General features: G+C 67.8%; 15 protein-coding genes and 2 pseudogenes. 8 read left to right on the forward strand and 9 right to left on the reverse strand.

The annotated features are described in order from the left end of the window. Positions 1 to 8 precede the first annotated feature (8 nt). A complete protein-coding gene (locus NQZ70_RS11820; protein ID WP_129574317.1) occupies positions 9 to 2378 on the forward strand; it encodes a hypothetical protein in 2370 nt (789 codons plus the stop codon). Here NQZ70_RS11820 and NQZ70_RS11825 read toward each other — a convergent pair. From NQZ70_RS11825 to NQZ70_RS11835, 3 genes are read right to left on the reverse strand one after another with little or no spacing between them, the layout of a single operon-like run. Continuing rightward, on the reverse strand, positions 2354 to 3286 hold the full coding sequence (locus NQZ70_RS11825) for an HTTM domain-containing protein (RefSeq protein WP_129574318.1): 933 nt from the start codon (positions 3284 to 3286) through the stop codon (positions 2354 to 2356). The two genes, NQZ70_RS11820 and NQZ70_RS11825, sit on opposite strands and share 25 nt — an antisense overlap. After that, positions 3283 to 3786 (reverse strand): hypothetical protein, encoded by a 504-nt coding sequence (locus NQZ70_RS11830; protein ID WP_237245241.1) that lies wholly within the window; start codon positions 3784 to 3786, stop codon positions 3283 to 3285. The genes NQZ70_RS11825 and NQZ70_RS11830 overlap by 4 nt, the downstream gene beginning before the upstream one ends. After that, complete coding sequence (locus NQZ70_RS11835; protein WP_272828238.1) at positions 3783 to 6248, reverse strand: hypothetical protein; 2466 nt, start codon at positions 6246 to 6248, stop codon at positions 3783 to 3785. Before NQZ70_RS11835 ends, NQZ70_RS11830 begins: the two co-directional genes overlap by 4 nt. Before the next feature lie 560 nt (positions 6249 to 6808). Between NQZ70_RS11835 and NQZ70_RS11840 the strand changes: the two genes are divergently transcribed. Further along, positions 6809 to 8206, forward strand: coding sequence for a hypothetical protein (locus tag NQZ70_RS11840; RefSeq protein WP_129574320.1), 1398 nt, complete (start codon positions 6809 to 6811; stop codon positions 8204 to 8206). A gap of 141 nt (positions 8207 to 8347) precedes the next feature. Here the strand turns inward: NQZ70_RS11840 and bla are convergent, their stop codons facing one another. Beyond that, on the reverse strand, positions 8348 to 9334 hold the full coding sequence (gene bla, locus NQZ70_RS11845; protein WP_129574321.1) for a class A beta-lactamase: 987 nt from the start codon (positions 9332 to 9334) through the stop codon (positions 8348 to 8350). A gap of 416 nt (positions 9335 to 9750) precedes the next feature. After that, complete coding sequence (locus tag NQZ70_RS11850; protein WP_129574322.1) at positions 9751 to 12372, reverse strand: plasma-membrane proton-efflux P-type ATPase; 2622 nt, start codon at positions 12370 to 12372, stop codon at positions 9751 to 9753. 330 nt (positions 12373 to 12702) lie between these two features. Here NQZ70_RS11850 and NQZ70_RS11855 point away from each other — a divergent pair, with 330 nt between their 5' ends. Genes NQZ70_RS11855 through NQZ70_RS11875 form a run of 5 tightly spaced genes read left to right on the forward strand, consistent with a single transcriptional unit; the run spans position 12703 to position 21041 of the window. After that, positions 12703 to 15081: a phosphoketolase gene (locus NQZ70_RS11855; protein ID WP_129574323.1), complete on the forward strand. Its 2379-nt coding sequence runs from the start codon at positions 12703 to 12705 to the stop codon at positions 15079 to 15081. After that, positions 15078 to 16100, forward strand: a complete 1023-nt coding sequence (locus NQZ70_RS11860) for a class I fructose-bisphosphate aldolase (RefSeq protein ID WP_129574324.1) — start codon at positions 15078 to 15080, stop codon at positions 16098 to 16100. Before NQZ70_RS11855 ends, NQZ70_RS11860 begins: the two co-directional genes overlap by 4 nt. Positions 16101 to 16118: 18 nt before the next feature. After that, positions 16119 to 17534 carry a beta-phosphoglucomutase family hydrolase gene (locus NQZ70_RS11865; RefSeq protein WP_207217804.1) on the forward strand — a complete coding sequence of 472 codons (1416 nt, stop codon included), beginning with the start codon at positions 16119 to 16121 and terminating at the stop codon, positions 17532 to 17534. Next, a complete protein-coding gene (locus tag NQZ70_RS11870; protein ID WP_129574325.1) occupies positions 17531 to 19945 on the forward strand; it encodes a glycoside hydrolase family 65 protein in 2415 nt (804 codons plus the stop codon). Before NQZ70_RS11865 ends, NQZ70_RS11870 begins: the two co-directional genes overlap by 4 nt. A gap of 4 nt (positions 19946 to 19949) precedes the next feature. Next, on the forward strand, positions 19950 to 21041 hold the full coding sequence (locus NQZ70_RS11875) for an acetate/propionate family kinase (protein ID WP_129574326.1): 1092 nt from the start codon (positions 19950 to 19952) through the stop codon (positions 21039 to 21041). Positions 21042 to 21256: 215 nt separating this feature from the next. On the opposite strand, the gene NQZ70_RS11880 is transcribed toward NQZ70_RS11875, so the two are convergent. Continuing rightward, positions 21257 to 21532: a hypothetical protein gene (locus NQZ70_RS11880; RefSeq protein ID WP_207217806.1), complete on the reverse strand. Its 276-nt coding sequence runs from the start codon at positions 21530 to 21532 to the stop codon at positions 21257 to 21259. Between the two features lie 119 nt (positions 21533 to 21651). Continuing rightward, a pseudogene (locus NQZ70_RS11885) lies at positions 21652 to 23203 on the reverse strand (IS3 family transposase). A gap of 90 nt (positions 23204 to 23293) precedes the next feature. On the opposite strand from NQZ70_RS11885, the gene NQZ70_RS11890 reads away from it, so the two are divergent. Further along, positions 23294 to 23680, forward strand: coding sequence for a transposase (locus NQZ70_RS11890; protein ID WP_237245242.1), 387 nt, complete (start codon positions 23294 to 23296; stop codon positions 23678 to 23680). Positions 23681 to 23792: 112 nt separating this feature from the next. On the opposite strand, the pseudogene NQZ70_RS11895 reads toward NQZ70_RS11890, so the two are convergent. Beyond that, positions 23793 to 23945 (reverse strand): annotated as a pseudogene (locus NQZ70_RS11895) (ATP-binding protein); the annotation flags it as partial. Between the two features lie 24 nt (positions 23946 to 23969). Then, positions 23970 to 26087 (reverse strand): recombinase family protein, encoded by a 2118-nt coding sequence (locus NQZ70_RS11900; protein ID WP_129574328.1) that lies wholly within the window; start codon positions 26085 to 26087, stop codon positions 23970 to 23972. Positions 26088 to 26251 lie beyond the last annotated feature (164 nt).

Raw genomic sequence — 26251 nt, forward strand, 5'->3', positions numbered from 1 at the left:
GAGGCCGCGTGCGCCTGTTCGCCGGCGATCACTTCCCGCGCCTCGCCGTCCAGAGCGGTGATCTGCCGCGGCCGTGGGTGATGCCGCTCGGGCTTCCGCGCGCGCATCGCGACCGCCTCGCGGGGCTGCTCGCGCAGGCGCTGCGCGCGCTCGAGCCGGATTTGAGGCTGATTCAGCTCCGCTGGGCGGAGCGGCACGCCCTGCTCTCCGGCCGGATCAACCTGCCGAGCTCGGTGCTCGTGTGGTGGCGTATCGACGCGGTGCCGGTGGTGGATCCGCAAACGGTCGTCATCGACGGCAGCAAGATGACGCCGGGGCTCACGCTGTACGACTTCGATCAGGAGGTCAGCCTGCCGGCGGAGGCGTGGCTCGGTCCGCTGAAGATGGGGGTGCTCCACCGTATCCTCGATCGGCTGCTCGATGAGCGGCCGGTGGGGACGTACGAGGAGGTCGCTGATGCGGTTCGCGAGCTCTCGGCCAGGCTGGTTAGCCCGATCGATCTCGTGGACGCCGCCGAGGCGATGGTCGAGGTCGAGGCGCAGGGCGAGGGGCTCGACGCCGCGAAGGCAGAAGCCGTGGGCCGCGTGATTGCGGGACGGTTCACGACGGGCGTCGTCGAGAGCGCCATCCGCGCGCTCGTCGCCGTCGGGCGAGACGAGGCGCTCGGCGACGAGGAGCATGAGGCGCTGCGCAAGGCCGGGCTCGCGGACCGGGGAGGGGTGGTCCCGCTCCTCGATGTGCTCCGAAACGAGGAGAACCTCAGGCGGGCGCTCCTGCAGGTCGTTGCGCATCGGCGGTCCGAGGGGAGTATCGCGGAGCTGCCGTCGGGACTGTTCCCTGAAGAGCGGATGCCGTCCGTACGAGCGGGCGTGGACCTAGCGCCTCCTCAGACGCTGAGCACGAGCAGCGAGCGCTTCTCCAGCCTGCCCGAACCCCAGGCCAAGATCATCCGTCAGGCGCGGGAGTTGATCCATCGCGGCGATACTGAGACGGGCGTCCGAGTCCTGCTCCGAGCTCTCCAGCAGCGCGAGGACATCGCCTGGGCGAGCGACGACCTGCTGGCGGCTGCGCTACTCCTGATCGAGGTAGTGACGCAAGATGACGTCAGCCATGGGGAGAACATGGATGTAGCGTCCGTTGAGCGGCTTGCGGCGCTCTACGACGCGGCAATCGACTTGCTCGAGCGTTCCGGCGCTGCCCCGACGGCTACCGTGAACGCTCTTCATGGCGCAGCATTCACCCGCGTCCTGCTTCATCGATTGCACGAAGCAGCGGCGCTGCTCGAGCGAGGGCGCTCGCTGGCGGTGGCATGCGGCTATCGAGCGGGCCTTGCTTTCTGTCTGAGCAGCCTCGCTATGGTGACACTTACGATGGGGCGCGCAAATGAGGCAATGGATCTCGCCGAAGAGGCCGCGACACAATTTGGCGCCCTCGGGATGCGAGTTTCGGAGTGTACGGCGCTGAAAATCGTCGGTGATGCCCGGATGGAGCTCCATGAAACCGAGGGAGCGCGGGCGGCGTATGAGCAGGCGCTGGCCGCTCTTGGAGACGCCAAGGAGCCGGTGATCAGGGGCACCGTCCTCCTTTCCCTCGGACGGCTGTGGAAGATCGAAGGCAGCTTCAAGAGTGCGCGTCAGGTGTTCGAGGACGCTCTGTCGTTGTTCCGGGAGCACAAATCTCGAAAGAACGAGGCAGCTGCCCATGAGGCGCTGGGGGAGCTCTCGCTGAGCCGGAGCGAGCCGCTCCGGGCTCGAGAGGCCTATGAAGAGGCGGTTCCACTCTACCACGAGCTCGGCGACCGCCTCGGCGAGTTGAGAGCGCTTGCCCGCCTCGCCGATGTGCACGCATCGATGAACGCTCTGGCGCATGCGGGCGACACCTACGACGCGGCCGTGGAACTCGCGCGCGATCTCGGAAACCGCTCGTGGGAAGCCTCGCTGCTCTTCAAACGTGCCGGCGTGCGCGACCGGAGCGGAGACCGAGAGGGGGCCTTGCGGGAGTACGAAGAGGCGCTGCACGTATACGAAGAGACGGGGGACCTCGCAGCCCAGGCGCGCACGATAAAGGCGCTCGCCGACGTCGAGCTCCGCCTCGAAGGCCACCCTGGCAGTCTGGAAAAGGCCGCTCGCTGGTACGAACTGGCGGTGGCTCGCGGCCGTGAGGCGGATGACCCTGCGGGGCTGGGCGAATCTCTTTGTTTTCTGGGTTTAATACGGTATTTGCAGGGGCGAACTGATGACGCGAAGGTGGCGCTGGCGGAGGCTCTTGCGATAGCGCGAGCGAATGGGAACGAGGAGATTGAAGCTCGGGCGAAGTCAGTGAGCGAGAAGCTGCGCTTGAGCGAGAAGCCCGCTCACGGCCTCCCGCCCTCGACGTAGGCCCGCGCGCGACGCGGGCGCCTCAGATCGCGCATCTTCTCCAGCTCGAAGAACCCCGCGAACGCGATCCCGAGCAGCGGATAGGGGAACAGGATCGCCATGGTCAGCAGCACGCCGAGGTGGAAGAGCCACGCGGCGCCGCAGAAGACGACCGCGATGCGCCGGCTGAACAGGGCGAGCGGCGCGCCGAGCTCCATCGCCAGGCTCCCGAGCGCGAGCGGCGGGAACAGGAACCGGTAGCGGACCAGCGCGCCGCCGAGCGGGGAGTGCGTGTCGCCGAGCGCGATCTTCCGCACGTTGTCGTAAGCGATGTAGTTGCGGAGGATGTCGCTGAACGCCCAGTCGAGGCCGCTGTTCCGGAGCTTGGTCACCCCCGCGATGAAGTACGAAGCCACCGTGATCGCGCAGAACAGCCGGATCGGCCAGCCATAGCGGCCGTCCGGCGCCGGCGGGGCGGCGCCCGCGCGCCGCGCGGCCCGCGCGTCGAGCGAGAGCGCGTCGGCCGACGCCCCGAGGCTCAGCGCGATGACGTGGAGCACGAGCAGGTTCTCGGTGTGGAACACCATGCCCCAGGAGTTCCGGTAGGTCAGGACCCAGAGCAGCAGCGCGCCGAAGAGCGGGCCGGCGACGCGGAACCGATAGCCGGCCACGAAGGCCGCGCCGGCCGCGATCGCCGCGCCGATCAGGCCCCGCACCGCCCAGAGAGGGAGCGGCGCGGACAGCACCGAGACCACGCCGATCGGCCGGAAGCCCTCCGGCGGCAGGTGGCCCACCCGCTGGAGGTGCACCGCGCGGACGCAGAGGTACACGAGGGCGAAGGCGCCGACGAGGAGCCGCAAGAGCGCGAGCCGCTCGGCGGGCGCCTCGGCGAAGAAGGCGCGGTCGAGCCGGTCGAGGAGCCGCCTCATCGCGCGCGCACCTTGCAGGTCGCGTGGAGCTTCGAGTCGACCGGGGTCTCGTGCCCATCGAAGAACGCCACGGCGTCGAAGGTGTCGGTCCGGATCTCGACCGCGACGACGTCGGCGTAGCGATCGTCCTCCGCGACGCGCGCCGCGACGCCGCGGCACAGGGCGCGCGCCGCGCGGGCGCCCTGGCGGATGCTCTGCGCCAGCGTGGCCTTGGCCTGCAGCACCTCCTCGCTGCCCACGAGGCGCGGCGGGATCGGCCGCCGCTCGCCCCGGGAGTCCACGCCGACGGCGCGCTCCACCGTGGTGCGCGCGTCGTGGCGACCCCACGAGAACATCGGGTAGGTCGACAGCGGGAAGCTGTCGACCGGAGGCCGGCGGAACAGCGGGGCGAGCATGAGGAGCACGAGCCCCGCGGTCACGCCGTACGCGTAGCCCCTGCGCTCGACCAGCCGCGGGCCGCCGCCCGGGCGCGCGCCGCCGCTCACGGCGCCCGCGCTCACAGCGGCCCCGCCGCCGGCGCGCTCCGCCCCGGCACGAGCCCCAGCATCCGACCCCCGTGGCCGAGCGCGGCCCAGGCGTGCTGCACGTAGTCGATGCGGATCCGGGGAGACGCCATGCTCTCGCTGAAGCCCCCCTCGATGACCACGTCGCGGCTGCAGGCGAAGCACGTCGCCGGCGACCACTGCTGCCGCACCAGGAACCCGAGCACCCGCTCCATGAGCGCCCGCTCCCGCGCGAGATCCTCGCCGCGCGCCTCCTTCACCGCCATCGCCCCGGCCAGCGCCTCGCCGAACCCGGCCGTCGACGTGTTGTGCGGCGGCAGCACGTTGCCGAACCCGTACCCGCCCACGAGATCGGGCGCCACGTCGCTGTCCTCGTCGAGCACGAGCCGCGACTTGAACGCCACGTAATCGAGGCAGAACCGCTCGTAGTCGTCCCGGCGGTGGCGGCCGAGCGCCGCGCGCGCCGCGAGGCAGTGCCAGTTCTCTTCCATGTACACGAAATCACTGGCGAAATGGTCCCAGTAGCGGTTCGCGTAGTAGTCCATGGCCCGGTCGACGGCGGCGCGCACCTCGGCCGCGGGCGGGAGCTCGGGCCGTGGCTCGCGGGCGGCGAGCGCCTCGAGCAGCGTGAGCGCGAGCACCGACTGGCCGCCCTCGTAGAGCTGCGTCGGGCCCAGGATCGGCGCGACGCGCGCGAGGTCGAGCTGCGGCGCGAAGCCGCCGTCGTCCCGCTGCGTCGCGAGCACCATGCGGGCGAGCCGCCCGATGAGCGCGTCGTGCGTGTCGCCGACGACGTCTCGGCACGAGAGGAACGCGACGAGGCTGAGCGCCGTGGGGTTGAGGCTCGCGACCATCCCGGGGCTGTCCGCGGGGTAGACGAGCGCGCCGATGGCGCCGCCCTCGCCGCCCTTGCGCTCCAGCTTCGCGAGCAGCCCGAGCGAGCGCTGCACCACCTTCCTGAGCTCCGGCCGCACCGGCGCGCCGCCCTCGCCGCCCCCGAGCTCGCACAGGGCGAGGGTGGTGCCGGCCTGGCGCGCGATCGAGAACCCGTCGAACGAGGCGCGCCCGGTGAACGGGTCGACGATGTAGCGGAACATGCCGTCCTTCCGCTGCGCGCCGAGGATGTAGCGCTGGGCCGCGGCCGCGGCCCGCTGGGCGGTCGCCTCGGTGAGCGGGACCGACGGCTCGCCGATCCGGGACAGGAGGTGGAGCGCGCCCTCGGCGTCGACGGCGTAGCTCAGCGTCTCGATCCGCGCGAGGCCGCTGCGCAGCGCGGCGTCGTCGGGGCCTCCGGGGCCGCGGCCGCCGGGCGGCTCGGGCTCGCCGAGGGCGCGGCGCAGGACCGCGAGGTCGACGCCGAAGCGGAAGTCGGGGACGCCGGCGAGCGGCGCGTTCGTGTTGAAGGCGTCCATCGCGATGAGCTGCCACGGCATGAGGCACCGCTCCGCGAGGCAGAGGCCGTCGAGCCCGGGGCGGAGCGAGAGGCCGACGAGGCCCGGCCCCGGCGAGGCGAGCGGCTGCACGGCCGAGATCACGTCGAGCTTGAGGGGGCCGCGCAGCGCGTCGGCGAGCGCGCCGCGCAGCGCCGCGGCGAGGTCGTCGCCGGGCGCGGGCTGGAGGCAGCGGGTGGCGGCGGCGGCGCGCTCGGGGGCCTCCGCGCGGGCGAGGTGGGTGACGACGAGGGTGGGCCGGCCGGGCTCCGGGGGAGCGGCGCACGCGGCCGGCGCGGTGGTCATGAGCGACGGCGCCTTGGCCGGCGGCGCGGGGAGGGCGTCGAAGGACGAGAGCGCCTCGCGCAGCGCCGCCCCGGTGCGCGACGGCGCGCCGCCCGGCACGGGCAGGACGTCGGCCTTGGCGACGCGGTGGCGGAGGAGCAGCGAGAGCGCGGCGAGGAGGGCGAGCGCGGCGAGCGCGGCGAGCGCGGGCGTGGGCCGGCGCTCCGGGCGGAGCAGGCGGAGGCCGCCGGTCGAGGCGACGCCCCAGCAGGCGAACGGCAGCGTGAGGAGCGCGACGACCGCCCAGACCGCGAGCAGCGCCGCGGCGATGCCGGTGCCGAGGCCGCGGTTCAGCGAGGCGACGTAGACGGCCGAGGAGAGGAGCCCGTAGCTCAGGAAGGCGAGGTAGCCGAGCGAGGCGAAGGACGCCGCGCGGAAGGCGCGCGGCGCGAGGGGGTGGGGGAGGAGCGAGAGCGCGGCGGTCGCGGCGTGGAGCAGCGCGAGCGCGGCGGTGGCCACGGCGAAGAGCGTCCACGGCCGGAAGGGGAGGGAGAACGCGGCCCAGGCGAAGACGGGGGCGTGGAGGGCGCTGAGGAGCCCGACGGCCCAGCGGCGGGGCGGGGAGGACGCGACGGCGGCGCCGCGGGCGGCGGGCGCGGGGGCCTCCGCGATGGGGGCGGCCGGGGGGGCGCTGTCGGGGAGCGGGTCCGAGGGCGCGGGGGGGTCGGTGTCGGGCGCCTGCATGGTGCGGCGACGCTTAACATGATGCCGGTCGAGGACCCCGGGATTCGAGGCGCTCCGGGGCTCGACGCCGGTGGCCCCCGGCGTCGAGGCGCCCGGGGCCCTGCGTGGCGCGGTTCGGGGTCGACCCGCCGATGTGGCCTGAGAATGCAAAGGCGCGGTGGCACAGAAGGCGCATGGCGTTGTCCGACAATGCGCTCGCAGGTCCCACGGAGTGGACCGATCGGCCGACGATCTGGCTCGACCCGTTCGCTGCGCGACGCCCCCGCGATGGATGGAGAGTTCGCGGATTTTTACACATGGAACCGTGACATGTCATGTGACATGTCACGCATGCAGCCCGAGATGTCACGGTAGATCGCGCTGCGCTCGTGCAGGGCAGAGCGCGTATCGCGCGCAGAATCGCTGCATCGCCTCGAGCCTGCCAGGTGGCACGAGATCTGTATGGCGCCCGCGCGGGGCAACGGCTCAGCTTCATGGGCCCGGCATCCGTGATGCCGGCGCTCGATCGCCTGCTCTCCGCGCGTGTGCGTCGAGAGGGCATGGCTCGCAGGAGACATTCCATGAGATCGGTACGACTTTCGGTGTTGGTCGGCTGCGCTTCGGTTCTCATCGCCACGGCCGGGTGCGGCCTGCCGCCGGCGGACGACGGCGCGCTCGCCGGCGACGAGCACGTCGCGAGCTCTCAGCACGCGCTGAACTACGGGTGGAGCGCCGCCTTCGGCAATACGAACTGGGATTACGCCAGAGGTGTCGGGGTGGACAGCTCGGGCAACATGATCTTCGCGGGGACGCTCGGCGGCACCGTCGACCTAGGCGCCGGGCCGGTGAGCGGCGGGAGCACCGACATCTTCGTCGCGAAGGTCACCAGCGCAGGCGGCTACGTCTGGAGCCAGCGCATCTCCAGCACCGGTTCCGGCGGCATCCAGGACATCGCGGTGGACAGCTCCGACAACGTGCTCATCGCCGGTACGTTCTCGAACTCCATCAACTTCGGCGGCCCGACGCTGACCAGCGCCGGGTGGACCGACGTCTTCCTGGCGAAGTTCGACAGCTCGGGCAATCACGTCTGGAGCCAGAGCTTCGGCAACGGGAACTATGACAACGTGAGCAGCGTCGCGACCGACAGCTCCGGGAACGTGATCATCACGGGGTACTTCTCGGACACCGTGAGCTTCGGTGGCACGCCGCTGGTCAGCGCGGGGAGCACGGATATCTTCGTGGCAAAGTTCGACAGCTCCGGCAATCACGTCTGGAGTCAGAGCTTCGGCAGCGCCAGCGCGGAGAATGGGAACGGCGTCGCCGCGGATTCGGCGGGGAACGTGCTCGTCACCGGGGAGAAGCAGGGTACGGTGGACTTCGGCGACGGGCCGCTCGCCTCGAATGGATACTCGGACATCTTCCTCGTGAAGCTCAGCAGCGCGGGCGCTCATCTCTGGAGCAAGTCGATCGGCGACACGTACGACGACTTTGCTCAGGACGTCGCCGTGGATGGAGAGGACAACGTCATCATCACGGGAGGCTTTTCTGGCACGGTGGACTTCGGCGGCGGGCCGCATAGCAGCATCAACCTCATCGACGGCTTCGTGACCAAGTACGACGACGCAGGCAATTATCTCTGGGCCAACTCCTTCACGAGCTACGGAACGTCGGCCGGCTACCGCGTCACGACGGACGCGGACGGGAACGTCTTTACCGCGGGGGCCTTCACCGGGGTCCTCTGGTTCCCCGGTTATCCCGACACGGAGAACGTCGGCGGCTGGTTCGTCATGCAGCTCAACGATGCGGGTGACACCCTGACATGGCTCAAGGCCTTCGATGCGACGCAGATCCACATGGACACGGACGCAGCCGGGAGCCTGTTCGTCGGCGGCGGCTTCCAGTGGGGCACCAATCTCGGGGGCGGCTACCTGAGCAACGCGGGGAACTCGGATATCTACATCGGCAAGTTCACCCCCTGACGGCTGCTCGCGCCCCCGCGACGCGCGGGAGCGCGGGGGCCGGCCGGCAGGTTGTCCGCCGGGGAGGCCCGGCGCCGTCGCGACGCGCGGGGCATCGGACGCTGCATGACCGACCAGGGAAGAGGCGCCGCGCTCGCCGGCTCAGCCGAAGGCCTCGGCGACGACGCGGGCGACGTCGGCGTGCGCGGCGTTCCGCGCGTCGGCGCTCGCCGACGGCGCGTCGACGAAGCACGCGATCACGATCGGGGCGCGCGACGGGCGCCACGCGACCGCGACGTCGTTCGCGATGCCCATGCCGGTCCCGGTCTTGTCGCCGACGATCCAGTCCTTCGGCAGGCCCGCCCGGAGGCGGGCGAGGCCGGTGGTCGACCGGACCATCCACGAGGCGAGGCGCTCGCGCGACGCCCGCTGGAGCGCGCGATCGCCGATCAGGATGGCGCGGGCCGTGTCGGTCATGGCGTCGGGGGTCGTCGTGTCGCGGGGATCGCCGGGCACGTTCTCGTTGAGGGCCGGCTCGTTGCGATCGAGGCGCGTCACCTCGTCGCCGAGGCCGCGGAGGTAGGCGGTGAGCCCGGCGGGGCCGCCGATCTGCGCGAGGAGGAGGTTGGCGGCCGTGTTGTCGCTGATCTCGATGACGGCGGCGCAGAGGTCCTCGACGGTCAGGCCGCCCTCCGCGACGCGGGCGCGCGTGACCGGCGCGTGCTCGAGCAGATCGGACTCACGATAGGTGACGCGGTGATCCAGCCTGAGCTGGCCCTGGTCGACGCGCGCGAGGACGCACGCCGCGAGGAGCGCCTTGAAGGTGGAGCACATCGCGAAGCGCTCGGCGGCGCGGTGACCGACGCGCGCGCCGGTCGCCGTGTCGAGGGCCGCCACGCCGACGCGGCCGCCGAGCTGCGCCTCGATGCGCGCGAGGGCCGGCGCGGCCTGCGCGCGCGGCCCGGGCGAGGGCGCTGGTGAGGCGGTGGTCTGCGCGCCCGCCGCCGCCGGGGGCGTCGTCGCCGGGGCCCCGCTCGAGGTTTGGGCGCCGGCGGGTTGCGGCTGCTGTGCTCCTGCGCAGCCGAGGAGAAGGACGGAGGCGGCTCCACCGAGGAAGCCGCGGCGTGAGGATCGGGGGTGGTCTTGCATGCGGGCTGCCGTACGCCCGCGGAGCGAATCTCATTCCCGAGAGGAAAGGAAAAGGTCCGGCATCCCGGGCACTCCTCAAGATCGACCCACGGACGCCTCGGCGGGCTCTCCCAACCATGCGACCAACTCGGAATCCCGAGGCTGGCCGCGTAACCCCAACTCCCCGAACCGCCGGATGCGGACCCGCCTGTCCGGTGGTGTGGCAGGGGTCCCCAGGGACTTCCTGGGGACCCTATGCCGATTCGGCGGGCGTAACGTCTACGCCGCGGAGGCGAGCGCGGCCCAGATCGGCGTAGGTGCCGGCGGTGAACGGTGAACGCTGCCGATCATGGGACCGCGGTCTTCACCGATCGGACGCGGGACGCGATGATCACCGACACGCCCCTCGGGTTCGACTACATCAACCTGATCGGCCGCTACCACGTCGGCCTCCCGGACGCAGTGCGGCGCGGCGCGCTCCGGCAGCTTCGAGACCCGAACGAGCACGAATTTTGAGCCGATTTCGAGGGCATTAAGGTTTTCGTTCCACCGCTACTCACGGGCTGGGCCGGGTGCGGCGCGAGCGTCTGCTTGGTTTGTGCGAGAAACCGCCGGTGACGCGGCGTAGCAAGCTCGAAGTGCGAGTGCACGAGCAGCTTGATTCGGTCCGCAATGAAGAACCAGACGAGAGCGTATGCCCAGATGAGGCAGACTTCCTGCCAGCTCAGGGCAGCCATGAGCCCGAAGGGGTAAAGAACGAAGAGCGTGGCGATGAGCTTGGTACCGACCGCCGACCAGATCAGGACCGGCGCCGGGTGCGGTCGCGCCCAGAATGCGCTGCGTGTTCGCGTCACGAAAAGCGTCAGGTGTCCGGCGATGGCGAGCTTGAGGAAGATGAAGGTCTGCACGTGGCCGGCATCGAGGTGCAGCAGGTCACGGGCGATGAGCAAAATGCCAAAGGTGGAGACGACGCCGACCAAACCGAGCACGGTCGCTAGCCGCAGGACGCGGTGCATTTCCCAGCGTACCGGCTTCGCGCTGAGCTCGGTATTGTCGTAGGCGATCATCATGATCGGCACGTCGTTGAGCAGGGCGAGCAAGATGATCATCACCGCGGTGATGGGATAGAAGCTGAAGGTGAGCATCGCCGCGACGACGAAGAACATGACCCGGATCGTCTCGGAGATGCGATAGATAGCGTAGCTATTCATGCGCTCGAAGATGCGCCGCGCTTCCTCGACCGCGTGCACGATGACCGAGAGTCCGGGAGCCGTGAGCACGAGCGAGGCAGCAGCACGAGCCGCATCGGTCGCACCGCTGACGGCCACCCCTACGTCCGCCTGCTTGAGCGCCGGTGCATCGTTGACGCCGTCTCCGGTCATCCCGACGATGTGATGATGGGACTGCAGTGCCTTGACGAGCGCGAACTTGTGCTCGGGGAAGACGCGCGCGAAGCCGTCGAGCTGTTCGATCTTTTCGACGGCCGCTGGCGTCGCGGCGGCGTTGTCGACCACAAACACGTCTTGCGCGGCGACGATGTCACTGCCGAGACCAACCTTCGCGGCGACTTCGCGTGCGATGGCGAGGTCGTCCCCGGTCACCATCTTGACGCGAATGCCATGAGCCTTCGCCTGCGAGATCGTATCGGCCGCATCCGCACGTGGCCGATCAAAGAGGGGCAAGACGCCGAGAAACTGCCACGGTCCTCCGTTCTCTCGGCGCGCAACGCCGAGGGCGCGGTTGCCCTTGGCCGCCATATCTTTCACTTGCTCTTCGACCGACTTCTGCAGCTCTGCTGACGGCTGGCACAGCGCGAGGACGACCTGTGGGGCGCCCTTGGTCACGCGCAAGCGCTGCTCGCCGGGCCCGCGAACCGTTGCCTCGGTGCGCTTGTGCACGGGGTCAAAGGGCATGAACTCTTCCTGGGTGAACGGCGCGAGCGCCGACGGCTTCGACACGCCTGCCAGCACTGCTTCGTCGATAGCGTCACGGTTCTCAACTTTGCTGGCGAGCGCCGCGGCGAGCACCAGTTCGTCACGTGAGATTCCCGCGAGGGCGAAGGGCTCGCCGAGCGTCAGACGATTCTCTGTGAGCGTCCCGGTCTTGTCTGAGCACAAGACATCGACACCGGCCATCTCCTCGATCGATTCGAGCCGAGTCACGATGGCTTGCCTGCGCGATAGGGCGAGCGCGCCGAGCGCCATCGTCACCGAGAGCACGGCGGGCATGGCCACTGGAATCGAGGCGACCGTGAGGATAAGCGCGAACTGCAGCAGCGTCAGCACGGACTCGCCACGGAAGAGCTGCACCGTGACGAGGAGCACGACGAGGCCGAGGCTCACGTAGATGAGGTAATCGCCGATTTGCAGGACGGCCTTCTGGAAGTGCGAAGCGGCTCCGGCGCCGGCGACGAGGCCGGCCGTGCGGCCGAAATAGGTCTCGGCACCGGTGCTCGTGACGAGGGCCTCCATCTCACCGAGCTTGGCCACCGAGCCGGAGTAGGCGACATCGCCAGGCTTCTTGTCGACAGGCAGTGACTCACCCGTAAGCGCCGACTGGTCCACGGAGAGGAAGCTGCCTTCAACGAGCTTCAGATCAGCGGGCAGGACGTCGCCGAGACGAACGCGCACGATGTCGCCTGGCACGAGCACACGTGCCTCGATTTCGTGCCAACTACCGTCGCGTCGCACGCGGCACTTTAAAGCGAGCTTGCGTCGCAGTGCCTCGACGGCGTTGCCGGCCTTGTACTCCTGCCAGAAGCCGACGACGGCGTTGAAGACAAGTAGCACGAGGATAATCACCAGATCGGCCCAATGGCGAACAAGGGCAGAGAGGACCGCGGCCACCTCGATCATCCAGGGGATGGGCCCCCAGAAGTAGCGCAAGAAGGTTGTGATCGCGCTTCGCCGCCGCTCGGGCAGCTCGTTTGGACCATACTCAACGAGGCGCTGGCGAGCCTCCGCATCCGTCAGACCATCGCGTCTACCGCCGAGCTTGGCGTACAGCTCTGCGGGATTGAGCCGTGCGGCCTCTTCGGACCCGATGATGGGCATGCGCATTGATGTAAGCGCAGGCGGAGCGGTCCGCCAGCTGCACGGACCTGTAGCGCTCGTCTGGTTCCTCCCTTGCCAGCTTGGATGCTTGCTCGCGCGCAATGCTTGCTCGCGCGCAACGGCGGCCCAGGGGCAACTTGTCTTGGCACAGGCCGTGCTTGCGGTATCAGCTTATGGCCGGGAGCAAGGGATCGTGTGGGCTGAAGTGAACGACAGAGCCGAGCCTTGGTGCGCGCCGTCGCGATGGTGGAGGCTGTCAGCCCGCGCGGGGGATGGCCGGAGTCATCGCCGGGCGTTAGCTCGATCCCCCAACGGTGGCCAGTAAGGAGCAGCGTCATGGGCGAATCTATTTCCTCTTCCTCCGACCTCCTACGACGGATGGATGCTTACTGGCGTGCTGCCAACTACTTGGCAGCAGGGCAGATCTACCTGCTCGATAATCCGTTACTCCGCGCGCCACTCAAGCCCGAGCACATCAAGCCACGATTGCTCGGCCATTGGGGCACATCGCCTGGGCAGAACTTCATCTATGTGCATCTGAACCGCGCCATCAAGCAGTACGACCTAAATATGATTTACATCTCCGGCCCCGGACACGGGGCGCCGGCCGTGATCGCCAATACCTACCTGGAGGGAACTTACAGCGAGCTTTACCCCCAAATCACTCAGGACGAGGAGGGACTGAAGCGACTCTTCAGACAGTTCTCCTTCCCCGGCGGTGTCCCAAGCCATGCCTCCCCAGAGACGCCGGGATCCATCCATGAAGGCGGTGAGCTCGGTTATTCGCTCGGTCATGCTTTCGGCGCTGCCTTCGACAATCCGGAACTGATCGTCGCCTGCGTGGTGGGAGACGGGGAAGCCGAGACAGGCCCCCTGGCGACCGGCTGGCACAGCAATAAGTTCCTCGACCCGGCGACCGACGGCGCAGTCGTGCCGATCCTGCACCTCAACGGCTACAAGATCGCCAACCCGACCATCCTGGCGCGTATCAGCCGCGAGGAGTTGGCAGAGTTCTTCCGCGGCTACGGCTACCAGCCGTATTTCGTCGAAGGAGACGAGCCGGCGAAGATGCACCGGCTCATGGCGGACACGCTCGACAAAGTCGTAGCGGAGATCATGCAAATCCAGGCAGCCGCGAGGTCGACTGGATTCAAGTCCCGCCCCCGCTGGCCCATGATCGTGCTAGCGACCCCGAAGGGCTGGACCGGTCCCAAGGCGGTGGACGGACAGCCTGTCGAAGGCACCTTTCGCGCCCATCAGGTTCCCCTCGCCGAGGTGCGCACCAAGCCCGCGCACCTCAAACTCCTGTACGAGTGGATGAAAGGCTACCGGCCCGAGGACCTATTTGACCAGGGCGGCAAGCTTCGCCCGGAGCTGGCCGAGCTGGCGCCCAAGGGCGAGCGCCGCATGGCAGCGAACCCTCACGCCAACGGTGGCGCCCTGCTCCGGGACCTACGCATCCCCGACTTCCGGGACTACGCGGTCCGCGTACCCGAGCCCGGTGTCGTCGAATCGGAAGACACGCGCGTGCTCGGCCGGTTTTTGCGCGACGTCATCAAGCTCAACCAGAATCCGCGGATATTCCGCCTGTTCGGACCCGACGAGACCGTGTCCAACCGCCTTGGCGCCGTGTTCGAAGTCACCGAACGTCAGTGGACGGCAGAGATCATCGCAGGCGACGACCACCTGGCCTCCGAGGGCAGCGTGATCGAGGTCTTGAGCGAGCACCTGTGCCAGGGTTGGCTCGAGGGCTACCTGCTCACCGGCCGACACGGCCTGTTCAACTCCTACGAGGCCTTCATCCACATCGTGGACTCGATGTTCAACCAGCACGCCAAATGGCTGGAGAAGACGCGGGACGTCCCCTGGCGGCGGCCGCTCGCGTCACTCAACTATTTGCTATCGAGCCACGTCTGGAGGCAGGACCACAACGGCTTCACCCACCAGGACCCGGGCTTTCTCGACCTCGTGGTCAACAAGCAGGCGAACGTAAATCGCGTCTACCTGCCGCCCGACACCAACTGCCTGCTGTCAGTGGCCGACCATTGCTTGCGGAGCCGCCACTACGTCAACGTGATCGTGGCCGGCAAGCAGCCCCAGCCCCAGTGGTTGGACATGGACGCCGCCATCAAGCACTGCACCGCCGGCGTTGGCCTCTGGGAGTGGGCGAGCACGGACCGGGGCGGGGAGCCGGAAGTGGTCATGGCCTGCGCCGGCGACGTGCCCACCATCGAAGCGCTGGCCGCGGTGCAGCTCCTACGCGGCTACTTTCCCGAATTGAAGATCCGCGTCATCAACGTCGTGGATCTGATGAAGCTCCAGCCTGCAAGCGAGCATCCACACGGTCTGAGCGACCAGGACTTCGACGACCTGTTCACCAGAGACAAGCCGATCATCTTCGCGTTCCACGGTTACCCGTGGCTGATCCATCGCCTCGCGTACCGGCGCACCAACCACCACAACCTCCACGTCCGCGGGTACAAGGAGAAGGGCACGATCACGACGCCGTTCGACATGGTCGTGCTGAACGACCTCGATCGGTTTCACCTGGTCGTGGACGCGATCGACCGGCTCCCGCAGCTGGAGGCGAAGGCCGGCTACGTGAAGCAGGCTTTGCGCGACAAGGTGATCGAGCACAAAGAGTACATCCAGAAGTACGGCGAAGACATGCCAGAAATCCGCAACTGGACATGGAGAGGAGGCGAGCGGACGTGAAGGCGCAAGAGCTGAGTGACACCGCTCGGGCGCTGGTCGCCGGCGACAGAGGCATCCTGGCAATGGATGAAAGCACTTCCACCTGTAACAGGCGATTCGCCAAGGTTGGCATTCCCGAGACCGTGGAGGCGCGCCGAGCCTATCGGGAGCTCATCGTGACCGCGCCTGGTCTGGCTGAGTCCATCAGCGGCGCCATCCTCTTCGACGAGACGATCCGCCAACGAGCGAGAGACGGCACGCCCTTCGTCAAGATCCTGGCCGAGGCAGGAATCACGCCTGGTATCAAGGTGGACATGGGCGCCAAGGACCTGGCCGGTCACCCGAACGAGAAGGTCACGGAGGGTCTGGACGGCTTGCGCGGCCGCTTCGCAGAGTACTCGCAAATGGGAGCCCGCTTTGCGAAGTGGCGCGCGGCCATCGCTCTGGGCCCGGGCCTGCCCAGCCGGGGCTGCATCGAGGCCAACGCGCATGCTCTGGCCCGCTACGCCGCACTGTGCCAGGAAGCTGACTTCGTCCCCATCGTCGAAGCAGAGGTGCTCATGGACGGCGACCACACGCTGGAACGGTGCCGGCACGCAACAGAAGAACTCTTGCGCGCGGTGTTCCATCAGTTGTTCACCCAGCGCGTGCTGGTAGAGGGGACGATCCTGAAGCCCAACATGGTGGTCCCCGGCTTGAGCTGCCCTCGGCAAGAGACGGTGGAGGAGGTGGCCGACGCCACCGTGGAGACTCTGTTGCGAGCGGCCCCGGCGGCCGTTCCGGGGATTGCCTTCTTGTCGGGAGGTCAGCCCGTGGAGCTTGCCTCGGCGCGCCTGAATGCCATGAACGCACGATTCAAGTCGCGCGCACCCTGGCCTTTGGCGTTCTCGTTCGCGCGCGCGATCCAGCAGCCAGCCTTGGAAGTCTGGGCAGGCCAGGAGTCGAATGTGAAAGCGGCGCAACAGGCCTTGCTGCATCGCGCCCGGTGCAACAAAGCCGCGCGCATTGGTGCCTATAATGCCGCGATGGAGAGAGCGTGAGGGAAGAATAGGGCGTCAATGACAAACAAGAGTCACGCGTTCCCGTCCGTCTATCTCGCCCGGCACGGCGAAACGGCCTGGACTACTTCGGGCCGGCACACCGGCATGGCCGATCTTCCGTTGACTTCGCGCGGTGAGCGCAATGCCCGCCGGCTCGACGAGCGGCTCGGAGCCCAACGGTTCGCCAAGGTCTTCACGAGCCCGCTTCGACGGGCTCTACGCACCTGCGAGCTGGCCGGGTTCGGCGCGCTCGCGATCGTGGATCAAGACCTGGTCGAATGGAACTATGGCGAGTACGAGGGAAAGACGCCCAGCGAGATTGAGGAGCAGCGGCCCGGCTGGGAGATTTTTGGGGACGGCTGTCCCGGCGGCGAATCCGCGGCGGACGTCGCCAGGCGAGCAGACCGCGTCGTCGAGCGCCTCCGCGCCATCGACAGCGACGTGCTGCTGTTCTCCCACAGTCACTTTCTGCGCATCTTCACCGCTCGCTGGCTGGGTTTGAGCCCCACGATGGGCCGGTACCTCCTCCTGGACACGGCTGCGCTGAGCATCGTGGGCTACCACTACGGACGGCAAGATCCGGTCATCCGCCTCTGGAACGATTGCCGTCATGCGAGCGACGGAGAGGAAGAGAAACCCGGCATGGCGACTCACCTGCCGGACGGCCGGGCGACATTGCCTGCCGGGGTACTCAAACCAGCGCGATTCGATGCGGTCTTGTTCGACCTGGACGGGGTGTTGACCTCGACGGCGCGGGTCCACGCGGCCGCCTGGAAACAGATGTTTGACGACTACCTCCGGAGCCGGAGCCTGCTCACGGGGGAGGCGTTTCGCCCGTTCGATCTGAACGCTGACTACAAGCAATACGTTGACGGCAAGCCCCGCTATGACGGGGTTCGCAGCTTCCTCGCGTCCCGCGCGATTGCCTTGCCGGAGGGGACACCAGCCTCGCCTCCGGATGAGCAGTCCGTGTGCGGCCTGGGCAACCGGAAAGACGAGCTGGTGAAGCAGGCGATCCATGACGGCCGGGTCCACACCTATCCTGGGGCGATTGCCATGGTCCGCTGGGTTCGGAGGCTAGGCTTGAAGGTCGCGGTGGTCTCGTCGAGCCGCAACTGTGCCGAGATCCTGCGAGCGACCGGGATCGAGGAGCTGTTCGACGCCCGGGTGGACGGTGAGGTCGTTGAGCAGTTGCACCTGCCAGGGAAGCCCGCCCCGGACACCTATCTTTGGGCGGCGGAAAGACTCGATGCGGCGCCGTCACGGGCGGTAGTCGTCGAAGACGCCATTGCCGGCGTCCAGGCGGGTCGCGCCGGCGGCTTCGGGCTGGTCGTCGGCGTGGACCGGGGCGGCAGCGCGGAGATGCTCCGGAAGAACGGGGCGGACCTGGTGGTGACGGACCTCGGCGAGCTGGTCGGAGAGCACGAACGATGATCCGCCATGAGCCCGTTCTGCCGCCGGAGTTCATCTTCCCTGCCGAAGACTGGCGGATGGTCGAGCGGCAGTTCGTCCCGGCGTTCGTGGCCCAGACCGAGACCATGTTCGCGACCGCCAACGGCTATCTCGGCATGCGCGGTGGGTTCGAGGAGGGAACGCCGGCCTACGAGCATGGCACCTTCGTCAACGGCTTCCACGAGACCTGGCCGATACCCTACGGCGAGTCGGCCCACGGTTTCGCCACAACCGGCCAGACGATTGTCAATGTGCCGGATGGGAAGATCGTGCGGCTGTACGTCGACGACGAGGTGTTCGACCTGGCCCGGGTGACCATCCTCGAGTACGAGCGGGCGCTGGACCTGCGCGCCGGCACGCTCGACCGCGACGTGCTTTGGGAGACCCCGACCGGCAAATGGATCAGGGTCCGCTCCCGCCGGCTCGTGTCATTGACCGAGCGCCACCTGGCGGCGATCCTCTACGAAGTGAGCGTGCTCAATGCTCGTGCCCCAGTCGTGCTCTCGTCTGAGCTTGTTGAGCATCAACGACCGCCCATGCTGGGACGAGACGATCCCCGACTCGCGCGCCAGTTCGACAAAGCCGTCCTTCTGAACCGGGTCAGGCAAGCTGAGAAATTCCGCGTGCTGCGCGGCTACGTGACTCGCAGCAGCCAGATGACCCTCGCCTGCGGAATGGACCACGTCCTCGAGACGGAAGCTTCTTGCCAAGTCGAGCAGGAGAAGACGGACAACGCCGAGCGGGTTGTCTTCTCGATCGAGGCGGAAGCTGGCAAGCCGATCCGCCTCATCAAGTTCGTGACCTATCACACGTCACGGACAGTGTCGGTGGAGGAACAACTGGACCGAGCGCGGCGGATCCTCGACCGAGCGGTGCGCCAGGGCTTTGACCGCCTGCTCCAGGACCAGCAGGATTATCTCGACGATTTCTGGCACCGAGCGGACGTGGAGGTGAGTGGAGCGCACTCTCGCGCCCAGCAGTCTCTGCGCTGGGACCTGTTCCAGTTGCTCCAGGCCACCGCTCGCGCGGATGGGTCAGGGGTACCGGCCAAAGGGCTCACCGGCCAAGCCTACGAGGGGCACTACTTCTGGGACATGGAGATGTACATCAATCCGTTTCTCGTCTACACGGACCCGCTGGCCGCTCGAAACCTGCTGCTGTTCCGCTATCGCATGCTCGAGGCGGCTCGGCAGCGGGCGCGGGAAGTGAGCCAGAGGGGGGCCCTCTACCCCTGGCGGACGATCAACGGCCAGGAAGCTTCAGCCTACTACGCTGCCAGCGCCGCTCAGTACCACATCAACGCGTGCGTCGCCCATGCCATCCGCAAGTACGTCGAAGTGACCGGAGACGAGGAGTTTCTGCGCCGCTACGGGGCCGAGATGCTGGTGGAGACGGCCCGGCTGTGGTTCGACCTCGGCTTCTTTTCGAAGCGGCAGGGTGGCCGGTTCTGCATCCACTCGGTCACTGGCCCGGACGAGTACAGTACGGTCGTCGACAATAATACATATACGAACCTGATGGCGCGGGAGAACCTGCGCTATGCCGCTACCACGGTCAACGTGCTGAAGTCGAAGCAGCCCGATGCCTACGCCGAGTTGGTCTATCGGACCGGCCTGACTGCGGACGAGCCAGGGGACTGGCAGCGGGCGGCTGATGCGATGTACGTCGCGTTCGACGAGGCGCTGGGAATTCATCCTCAGGACGACGACTTTCTCGACCACGAGATGTGGGACTTCGAGAATACGCCGTCCGACCGTTATCCCATGCTCCTCTACTACCACCCGCTCGTCATCTACCGGCACCAGGTCCTCAAGCAGCCGGACGTCGTGCTCGCCATGTTCTTGCTCGGCGAGGATTTCGCTCAATGGCAGAAGAAGCAGAACTTCGACTACTACGATCCGCTGACGACCGGCGACTCGTCGTTATCGGCCTGCATCCAGAGCATCGTTGCCGCGGAGCTGGGATACCGGACCAAGGCGTTGGGGTACTGGGAATACGCTCTGCTGATGGACCTGGCGGACGTCGGCGGAAACGTCAAGGACGGCTGCCATGTCGCCGCTCTGGGCGGGAGCTGGATGGCGGCGATTTACGGCTTTGCAGGCATGCGCGACCGGGGCGGGCAGCTGTCTTTCGATCCGCGGCCTTACGTCGAGCGGCTGAAATTCGCGCTGATGGTACATGGCCAGCGACTGGAGGTCGACATGGAAGGCGAAACGATCACCTACCTGCTTCATGGAAAGGCCGGTCTAACGATCAAGCACCGCGGGGAGTCTCTTCTTCTCCGCAATGGAGAGGCGTACACACGAGACGTGCGGGCGGCCGAGGTTGCGGATGGATCGGGCGCCACTTGCTTGCCCGCCAGCCGCGGCGGCCCCGCGTCGGACGGCTCGTGATTGCATGCGAATCATGGTCGTCAACGCGGGGTCGAGCAGCCTGAAGCTACGGGTACTCGACGACGATCGCGTGCTCGGTTCGGCTGACCTGCCTACGACGAGAGGGCTGGTCGATGCCAAAGCCGTAGCGCCAACGATCCGCAACCTCGGTCACGTCGAAGCCGTCGGCCATCGTATCGTGCATGGTGGCACCGTCTTCTCTGAACCCGTGCTACTCAGTGCTGAGGTCGAGGAACGCCTGCGGGCGCTTACCGACCTCGCTCCCCTGCACCAGCCCCAGTCGCTGGCCGCCCTCGACGCGGTGAAGTCGGTCCTCCCTGAGGTGCCCGCGGTTGCCTGCTTCGACACCGCATTCCACGCCACACTGCCGCCCGAAGCTCGAACCTACGCGCTCCCGTCCGAGTGGCGACAGCGCTGGGATCTCCGGCGCTTCGGCTTTCATGGACTGTCTCACGCGTACTGTTCCCGGCGCGCCGCTGAGCTGTTGGATCGTCCTCTCGAGGACCTGCGGATTGTGACCTGCCACCTCGGTGCTGGCGCCTCGCTCGCGGCGATCAGGCAAGGCCGATCAATCGACACCACGATGGGGTTCACGCCGCTCGAGGGGCTGGTCATGGCAACGCGCTCGGGCAGCGTTGACCCGGGGCTGGTCCTGTGGCTCGAAGAGCACGTGGGCATGCCCGCGTCGGAGCTCGCCGCAACGCTCGAGCACCGAGCCGGCCTCCTGGGGCTCGCAGGCACGGCCGACATGAGAGAAGTGCTCTCCCGAGCTGAATCCGGCGAGCCCGCTTCTGCCTTGGCGCTCGGCGTGTACTTGCACCGACTACGCGGCGGAATTGCGGCGATGGCCGCGTCGATGGGTGGCTTGGACGTGCTAGTGTTTACGGGTGGAGTGGGAGAGAACGCCGCCGCCGTCAGGTGGCGTGCGTGCGACGATCTCTCCTTCCTCGGCGTGGCGCTGGACGCAGATCGCAACGCCGACGCCCGGCACGATTACGACATTGGCGCTGGGGCCGCTCGAGTGCGCACTCTGGTGATCGCGGCCCGCGAAGACCTGCAGATCGCCTGCGAGGTCAGAGAGGTTCTTGGCTGGTGAGGAGGGAGACCGAAAGCTCGATGAACGCGCAAGGCACATTCCCCGCGCCCTCTTACTCGCTGGCCGGAGAGCCGGCAAATCAGGTCGGACGTCGTCCCCGCGATCCTTCGACCCTATCCGGATAGCGGCTCCTGGCCCCTGCCATGTCAAAAATCGCGGTCTGCTCTCCAACGCGCTCTCCGACATTTCGCATGGTCGCCGACACCGGCAGCGCATCATCGAACGTCCGGAGCGCCGTCGCGACATCGGCTGACGCCGTGGGCGGCGAGCGCCACGATGCGCTCCAGCATCTCCCGGCCGATGCTCGCGCCGAGCGCCTGCCGCACCAGCCGCTCGCACGCCCAGCGCGGCAGCGCCTTCAACCGGATCTCCTGCGTCTGGCGCTCCGCCCACAGCCGGGGAAAGGTCTCATGCACCTCGGGCCGGGCCAGCGCGAGCACCATCCAGGGCATGGCGCGCAGATCGCGAAGCGCTGCGTCGAGGGAGCTCACCGTGGGCTGGTCGCCCCAGTGGAGATCCTCGAGGTATCCGCTCGGCGACCTCCGTTCCGGAGGAGGCAGCCGGGCCTGGCCGGCACGGCGAGTGTCAAGATAGTTGTCCTTTGATTCGGTCAGGTCCTAATGGCTGCTTGTGCCTCGTGCGTGTGGGGGTTGAGGGTCACAGGACCGACCGGAGTCCAGTTGCGGGTCTGGCCGGTCCAGCGCAACGGCGTCTTGCGGCGGGCGCGCTGGTAGAGGGCGTGGCGGGCGGCGAGCAGCGCGCCGTCGCGACCGCGGTGGCGGTCGTCGGGCGTGACGAAGCGGATGCTGCTGTTCAGGTGCTCGCCGTTGTACCAGGCGACGAAGCGCTCCACCCAGTGGCGCGCCTGCTCCACGGTGGCGAACGGGCGGCGTGGGTACTCGGGCCGGTACTTGAGGGTGCGGAAAAGCGCCTCCGCGTAGGGGTTGTCGTCGCTGACGCGAGGGCGGCTGAAGGAGGGCACAACGCCCAGGCGCTGGAGGGTGGCGAGCATGGTCGAGCCCTTCATCGGACCGCCGTTGTCGGCGTGCAGCACCAGGCAGCCGGAGCCCACGGCTTCGCGGCCGCAGGTCTGCTCGACGAGGCGAGCAGCAGCGAGCATCGACTCCTCGGTCTCGACCGACCAGCCGACGATCTTGCGGCTGTAGACGTCCACGATCAGGTACAGGAAGTAGAACGCTCCGCGCACCGCGCTCTTCAGGTAGGTGATGTCCCAGCACCACACCTGATTCGGCCTTCCGGCGACGAGCTCGCGAGGGCGATGAGCGGTTGCCGGTCGAGCCGGATTGCGGTGCGCCAGCAGCCCCTGCTCGCGCAGGATGCGGTAGAAGCTCGACTCCGAAGCCAGATACACGCCGCGGTCGGCCAGGCGTGGCACGATCTGCTTGGGCGAGAGGTTGCGGAACTCGGGGCTGTTGGCCGTCTCGACGATGCGCCGGCGCTCGGCCTCGGTCAGCTTGTGCACCGGGCGTGCCGCGGTCCGGCGCGGCCGCCCTGGCCGCCGGCCTCAGCGCGCCAGCGGGCCACGGTGCGCGCGCTCAATCCGAGCGCACGGCAGGCCGCCGCGAGCCTGGCGCCGCCACGGACGGTCTCGTCGATGAGCTCGAGCGTCACCTGTCGGTCTCCGGGTCCGTGTCGTCGTCCCCGTCCCCCAAAATGGCTTGGGCTTTTTTTTGGAGCACCAGGATGGCCGCCGCCTCGGCCAGCGCCTTGTCTTTGCGCCGTAGCTGCCTCTCCAGCTCCCGAACGCGCCGCGACGGGGCCGAGCCGTGGCCGGGCTTTGCCGGCCCGCCCAGGGCCTCCAGCGCGGCCCTGCGCCACTCGGCGAGCTGCGCCTCGTGCAACCCCTCGCGGCGGAGGAACTCGCCCAGATCACGCTCGGAGAGCGCGGCCGCCTCCGTCACGGCGCGCAGCTTCTGCTCCGGGGTCCAGTCCTCGGGACGGCGAGCAGCGGCGGAGGGCGGAGGGGCGGAGCGGCGAGCGTCGTCCGACATGGGCGCGAGGCTACGCGCATCGCGAAGCCAGCGCGAGAGCGTCGTCTGATGCACCCCCGTCTCCGCGGAGAGCGCCACCGCCGTGGGTCCTCCTGGGGCGAGAAGCCGCTGGACGATTTTTCTTTTGAAGGATTCTGAGTACTCTCTCACCTCAAAGCCTGTCTCCGCTCCCCGGAACCGGTGACCTGATCCTCTGTAAGCGGATCAGATGAGGCGACAACTTCTCTGACACGGGGGGAGGTGCATCAGCGGCTCGTACCAGGCACGCCGCTGTACGTCGCAACTCAGTATGCCATCAACCAGGAAGCAGTGTGGCGACGCTGCTTCACCGATGGGCGCTTCGAGATCGACAACGGCGAAGTTGAACGTCGGATAAGATGTGTAGCGCTCGGAAGAAAGAACTACCTATTCGCGGGCTCTGACAGGGGAGCTCAGCGCCTCGCCGTCGGCTACACGGTGTTTGGCTCGTGTCGGATGCACGGAGTCAACCCGCTCGCCTGGGCGACGGACGTGATCGCCAAGCTGCAGGCGGGCTGGCCTCGCGAACGGCTGGACGAACTGCTGCCCGACGCGTGGGCGCGAGCGTCGCTCGCGGCCCCGGCCACTGGCGACGCCGACGCGTCCTGAACTGCGGAGACCGCCCATCGTGATCACGCAGATCACGCCATCGTGATCACCGCGATCGCGCATCGTGATCGCCCTCGGAGCGAAGCGACGCTGGTCCGTCGGGGTCTAGGGTTCAGGTCTCGGTGGTCTCCTTGCCCTTGCGGCGCGAGGGGCCCTTCAGCGTGATGCGGTGCGCGTTGTGGACGATGCGGTCGAGCACGGCGTCGGCGATTGTCGGATCTCCGAGATGATCGTGCCACTTTCCGACAGGGATCTGGCTGGTGATCGACCACGCATGATGCATCTCCTGTCACGTTTTCTTCGAGGGCTTCCTCGCCTGGTGCATGAGGTTCTTGCGGCGGAGTTGGCGCAGCCGCCGCAGCTCGGCCTTATCGGCGATCACCGCCCGCTGGCCGTCGATCCAGCGCGTTTGCACCAGCCCGCGGTTGACCCACCCGTACATCGTCACGACGGGCATCTTCAGCTCGCGAGCCAGATCTGCAAGCCACCAAGCGTTCTCTGCGTCCCTGGGGGGCGGCTTGGGGCCGCGAGGCACGTTACCGTAACGATGCAGCAGCATCCGCACGAGGCGCTCGTTGAAGTGGTTGTGCTGCGTCGGGGTGATCCAGCCGTCAGCATTGAGTTGCTCGGCGATGCGCCCTGCGGTGAAGCCTTTGCGGCGCAAGTCGTGGATCGTAGCCATGAGCGCGTCCTTGTCGCCCGTCTGGACAAGCTTGTGGACGGGGCGGCGGAGGCGTTGGTGCGTCAGACGGCCACCGGCCCAATGCACCACGAGATCCGTCCACGAGCTCTCGCGGTTGGCCGAGATATCGACATGGTCGATGAGGAGCCGCAACACCGTCCTGCGATCCGCGGGCGTCGTGGTGGGCGCGTTCCAGAGCGCCGGCAGGTCGGTCGCCAAGGCGCGGATGGCAGCGACGTCGTCGGGCGTCAGGGCCTGCGGCATCTGCTTCGAGTGCCGCTCGTACGACTCGCGCAGGTCGCGCTCCGCGCGGAGAGCGTCCTCCCAGGCGCGCTCGAGAGTGCGGGCGACGAGTCGATTCTCGGGCTCGACGCTCTTGAACTGGCGCGCGGCGCGCTCCGCCTCGTAGCGTGCCCGTTCGAGTCGCTGCTGCCAGAGAGCCTCCTGCTGGGCGCGCTGCTGCTCGAGATCGGCGCGGACCCGAAGGCTAATCTCCAATGCGGCCGGAGCCAGCGCCGCGATCGCCAATGCCGTAACAGCCTGATCGATGCAGCTACCCGAGATATTGATGCAGAGACGGCTGCCATGGTGGGCCGCCTCCTGACCGCAGACGTAATGCGGATAGATTCGGCCCTTGTATTTAGCGTACCGGACGAACATGCCCAGGTTGCAGCGACCGCACCTGATGAGCCCTTGAAGCAAGGCACTCCCGCTGCGTACCGCACCCGTGCTGTTTGACTTTCGGTTGGCCTTCAAGCGAGCCTGGTTACGCTCAAATTGCTCCCATGTGATGTAGGCGGGAAAGCGATCGCGGACGCAGGCTTGCCAGTCCTCCGGCTCGACCAGCGGTGTGCGCCCCGTGGCCGGGCGCCCGGGTTGTTGTCGCCGTGGATCCGTCTGTCGCCGTCCGTACACATACGCACCTGCGTAGATGGGATTGCGGAGCATGTTGATGACCATACCGCGGTGGGGACGGTGCCACTCGAGAGCTCCGCGGTCGCCTCCAGAGCGACGGCGCACGCCTATCTGAAGTCCCTGCTCGACCAGGGAACGGAGCACTCCGTGCGCGGTCCCGAGGCGGTCAAATTGCTCGAAGACGAAGCGCACGACCGCCTGGACCGACTCATCCGGATCGAGGACGACCTCGCCGGATGCCTGCAGGAGGTAGCCCGATGGCACCGGCTTGCTCAGTTCTCCACGGCGCGCCTTCTGCCGCTTGCCCTGGAGCAGCCGCTGCCGCAGGATGTGTAGCTCCGCTTCGGACATCGTCCCCTTCAGCCCCAGGAGCAGGCGATCGTTGTAGAGCGACGGGTCATAGAGTCCGTCCAGGTCGGCAATCAGGGTGCCGAAGCGAGCGCACAGCTCGAGCAATTGGTGCCAGTCCTTGTTCGAGCGCGCGAGCCGAGACATCTCCACACCCAAGATGATTCCAACGTGGTCGAGCGCGACCTCGGCCAAGAGCCGCTGGAAGTCCTGCCGCCCTGCCGCCGACGCCCCAGAGGTCCCGAGATCCTCGTCGAGCACCAGGATGCGCCCCGATTCCCAGCCGAGCTCGCGCGCCATGGTTTCGAGGCTGTATTGTAGGCGGGTCGACTCCTGGTGGTGCTGGACCTGATGCAGTGAGGACTGCCGGATGTACACGACCGCGAGGCGTTCAAGGTGGCGACCTCCGATCTTCGTCGGGCGCTCCTCGATTCGCACGTTCGGCGCCGCCGACGTCTTCATCGGCCGCCTCCTCGCGCGCCGCCAGGTGGCGGCTTATCATCAGACTCAGAACGCTTACGAGTTGTGTCTGACGCTCGGGCGTCAGTACCGTCCACAGATGATCCGCCGTGGTCCTCTGCGCGGACATGGGGCACCGTTCGTCCTGGATCGCGCCGCTCTTGCGG

Source organism: Sorangium sp. So ce836 (assembly GCF_028553905.1).
GTDB lineage: Bacteria > Myxococcota_A > Polyangia > Polyangiales > Polyangiaceae > Sorangium > Sorangium cellulosum_D.

Coding starts and splice junctions, on each gene's coding strand:
- NQZ70_RS11855 (WP_129574323.1), top strand. CDS start 12,703: ATGGGCGAATCTATTTCCTCTTCCTCCGACCTCCTACGACGGATGGAT.
- bla (WP_129574321.1), bottom strand. CDS start 9,334: ATGCAAGACCACCCCCGATCCTCACGCCGCGGCTTCCTCGGTGGAGCC.
- NQZ70_RS11835 (WP_272828238.1), bottom strand. CDS start 6,248: ATGCAGGCGCCCGACACCGACCCCCCCGCGCCCTCGGACCCGCTCCCC.
- NQZ70_RS11865 (WP_207217804.1), top strand. CDS start 16,119: ATGACAAACAAGAGTCACGCGTTCCCGTCCGTCTATCTCGCCCGGCAC.
- NQZ70_RS11825 (WP_129574318.1), bottom strand. CDS start 3,286: ATGAGGCGGCTCCTCGACCGGCTCGACCGCGCCTTCTTCGCCGAGGCG.
- NQZ70_RS11875 (WP_129574326.1), top strand. CDS start 19,950: ATGCGAATCATGGTCGTCAACGCGGGGTCGAGCAGCCTGAAGCTACGG.
- NQZ70_RS11870 (WP_129574325.1), top strand. CDS start 17,531: ATGATCCGCCATGAGCCCGTTCTGCCGCCGGAGTTCATCTTCCCTGCC.
- NQZ70_RS11840 (WP_129574320.1), top strand. CDS start 6,809: ATGAGATCGGTACGACTTTCGGTGTTGGTCGGCTGCGCTTCGGTTCTC.
- NQZ70_RS11850 (WP_129574322.1), bottom strand. CDS start 12,372: ATGCGCATGCCCATCATCGGGTCCGAAGAGGCCGCACGGCTCAATCCC.
- NQZ70_RS11900 (WP_129574328.1), bottom strand. CDS start 26,087: ATGAAGACGTCGGCGGCGCCGAACGTGCGAATCGAGGAGCGCCCGACG.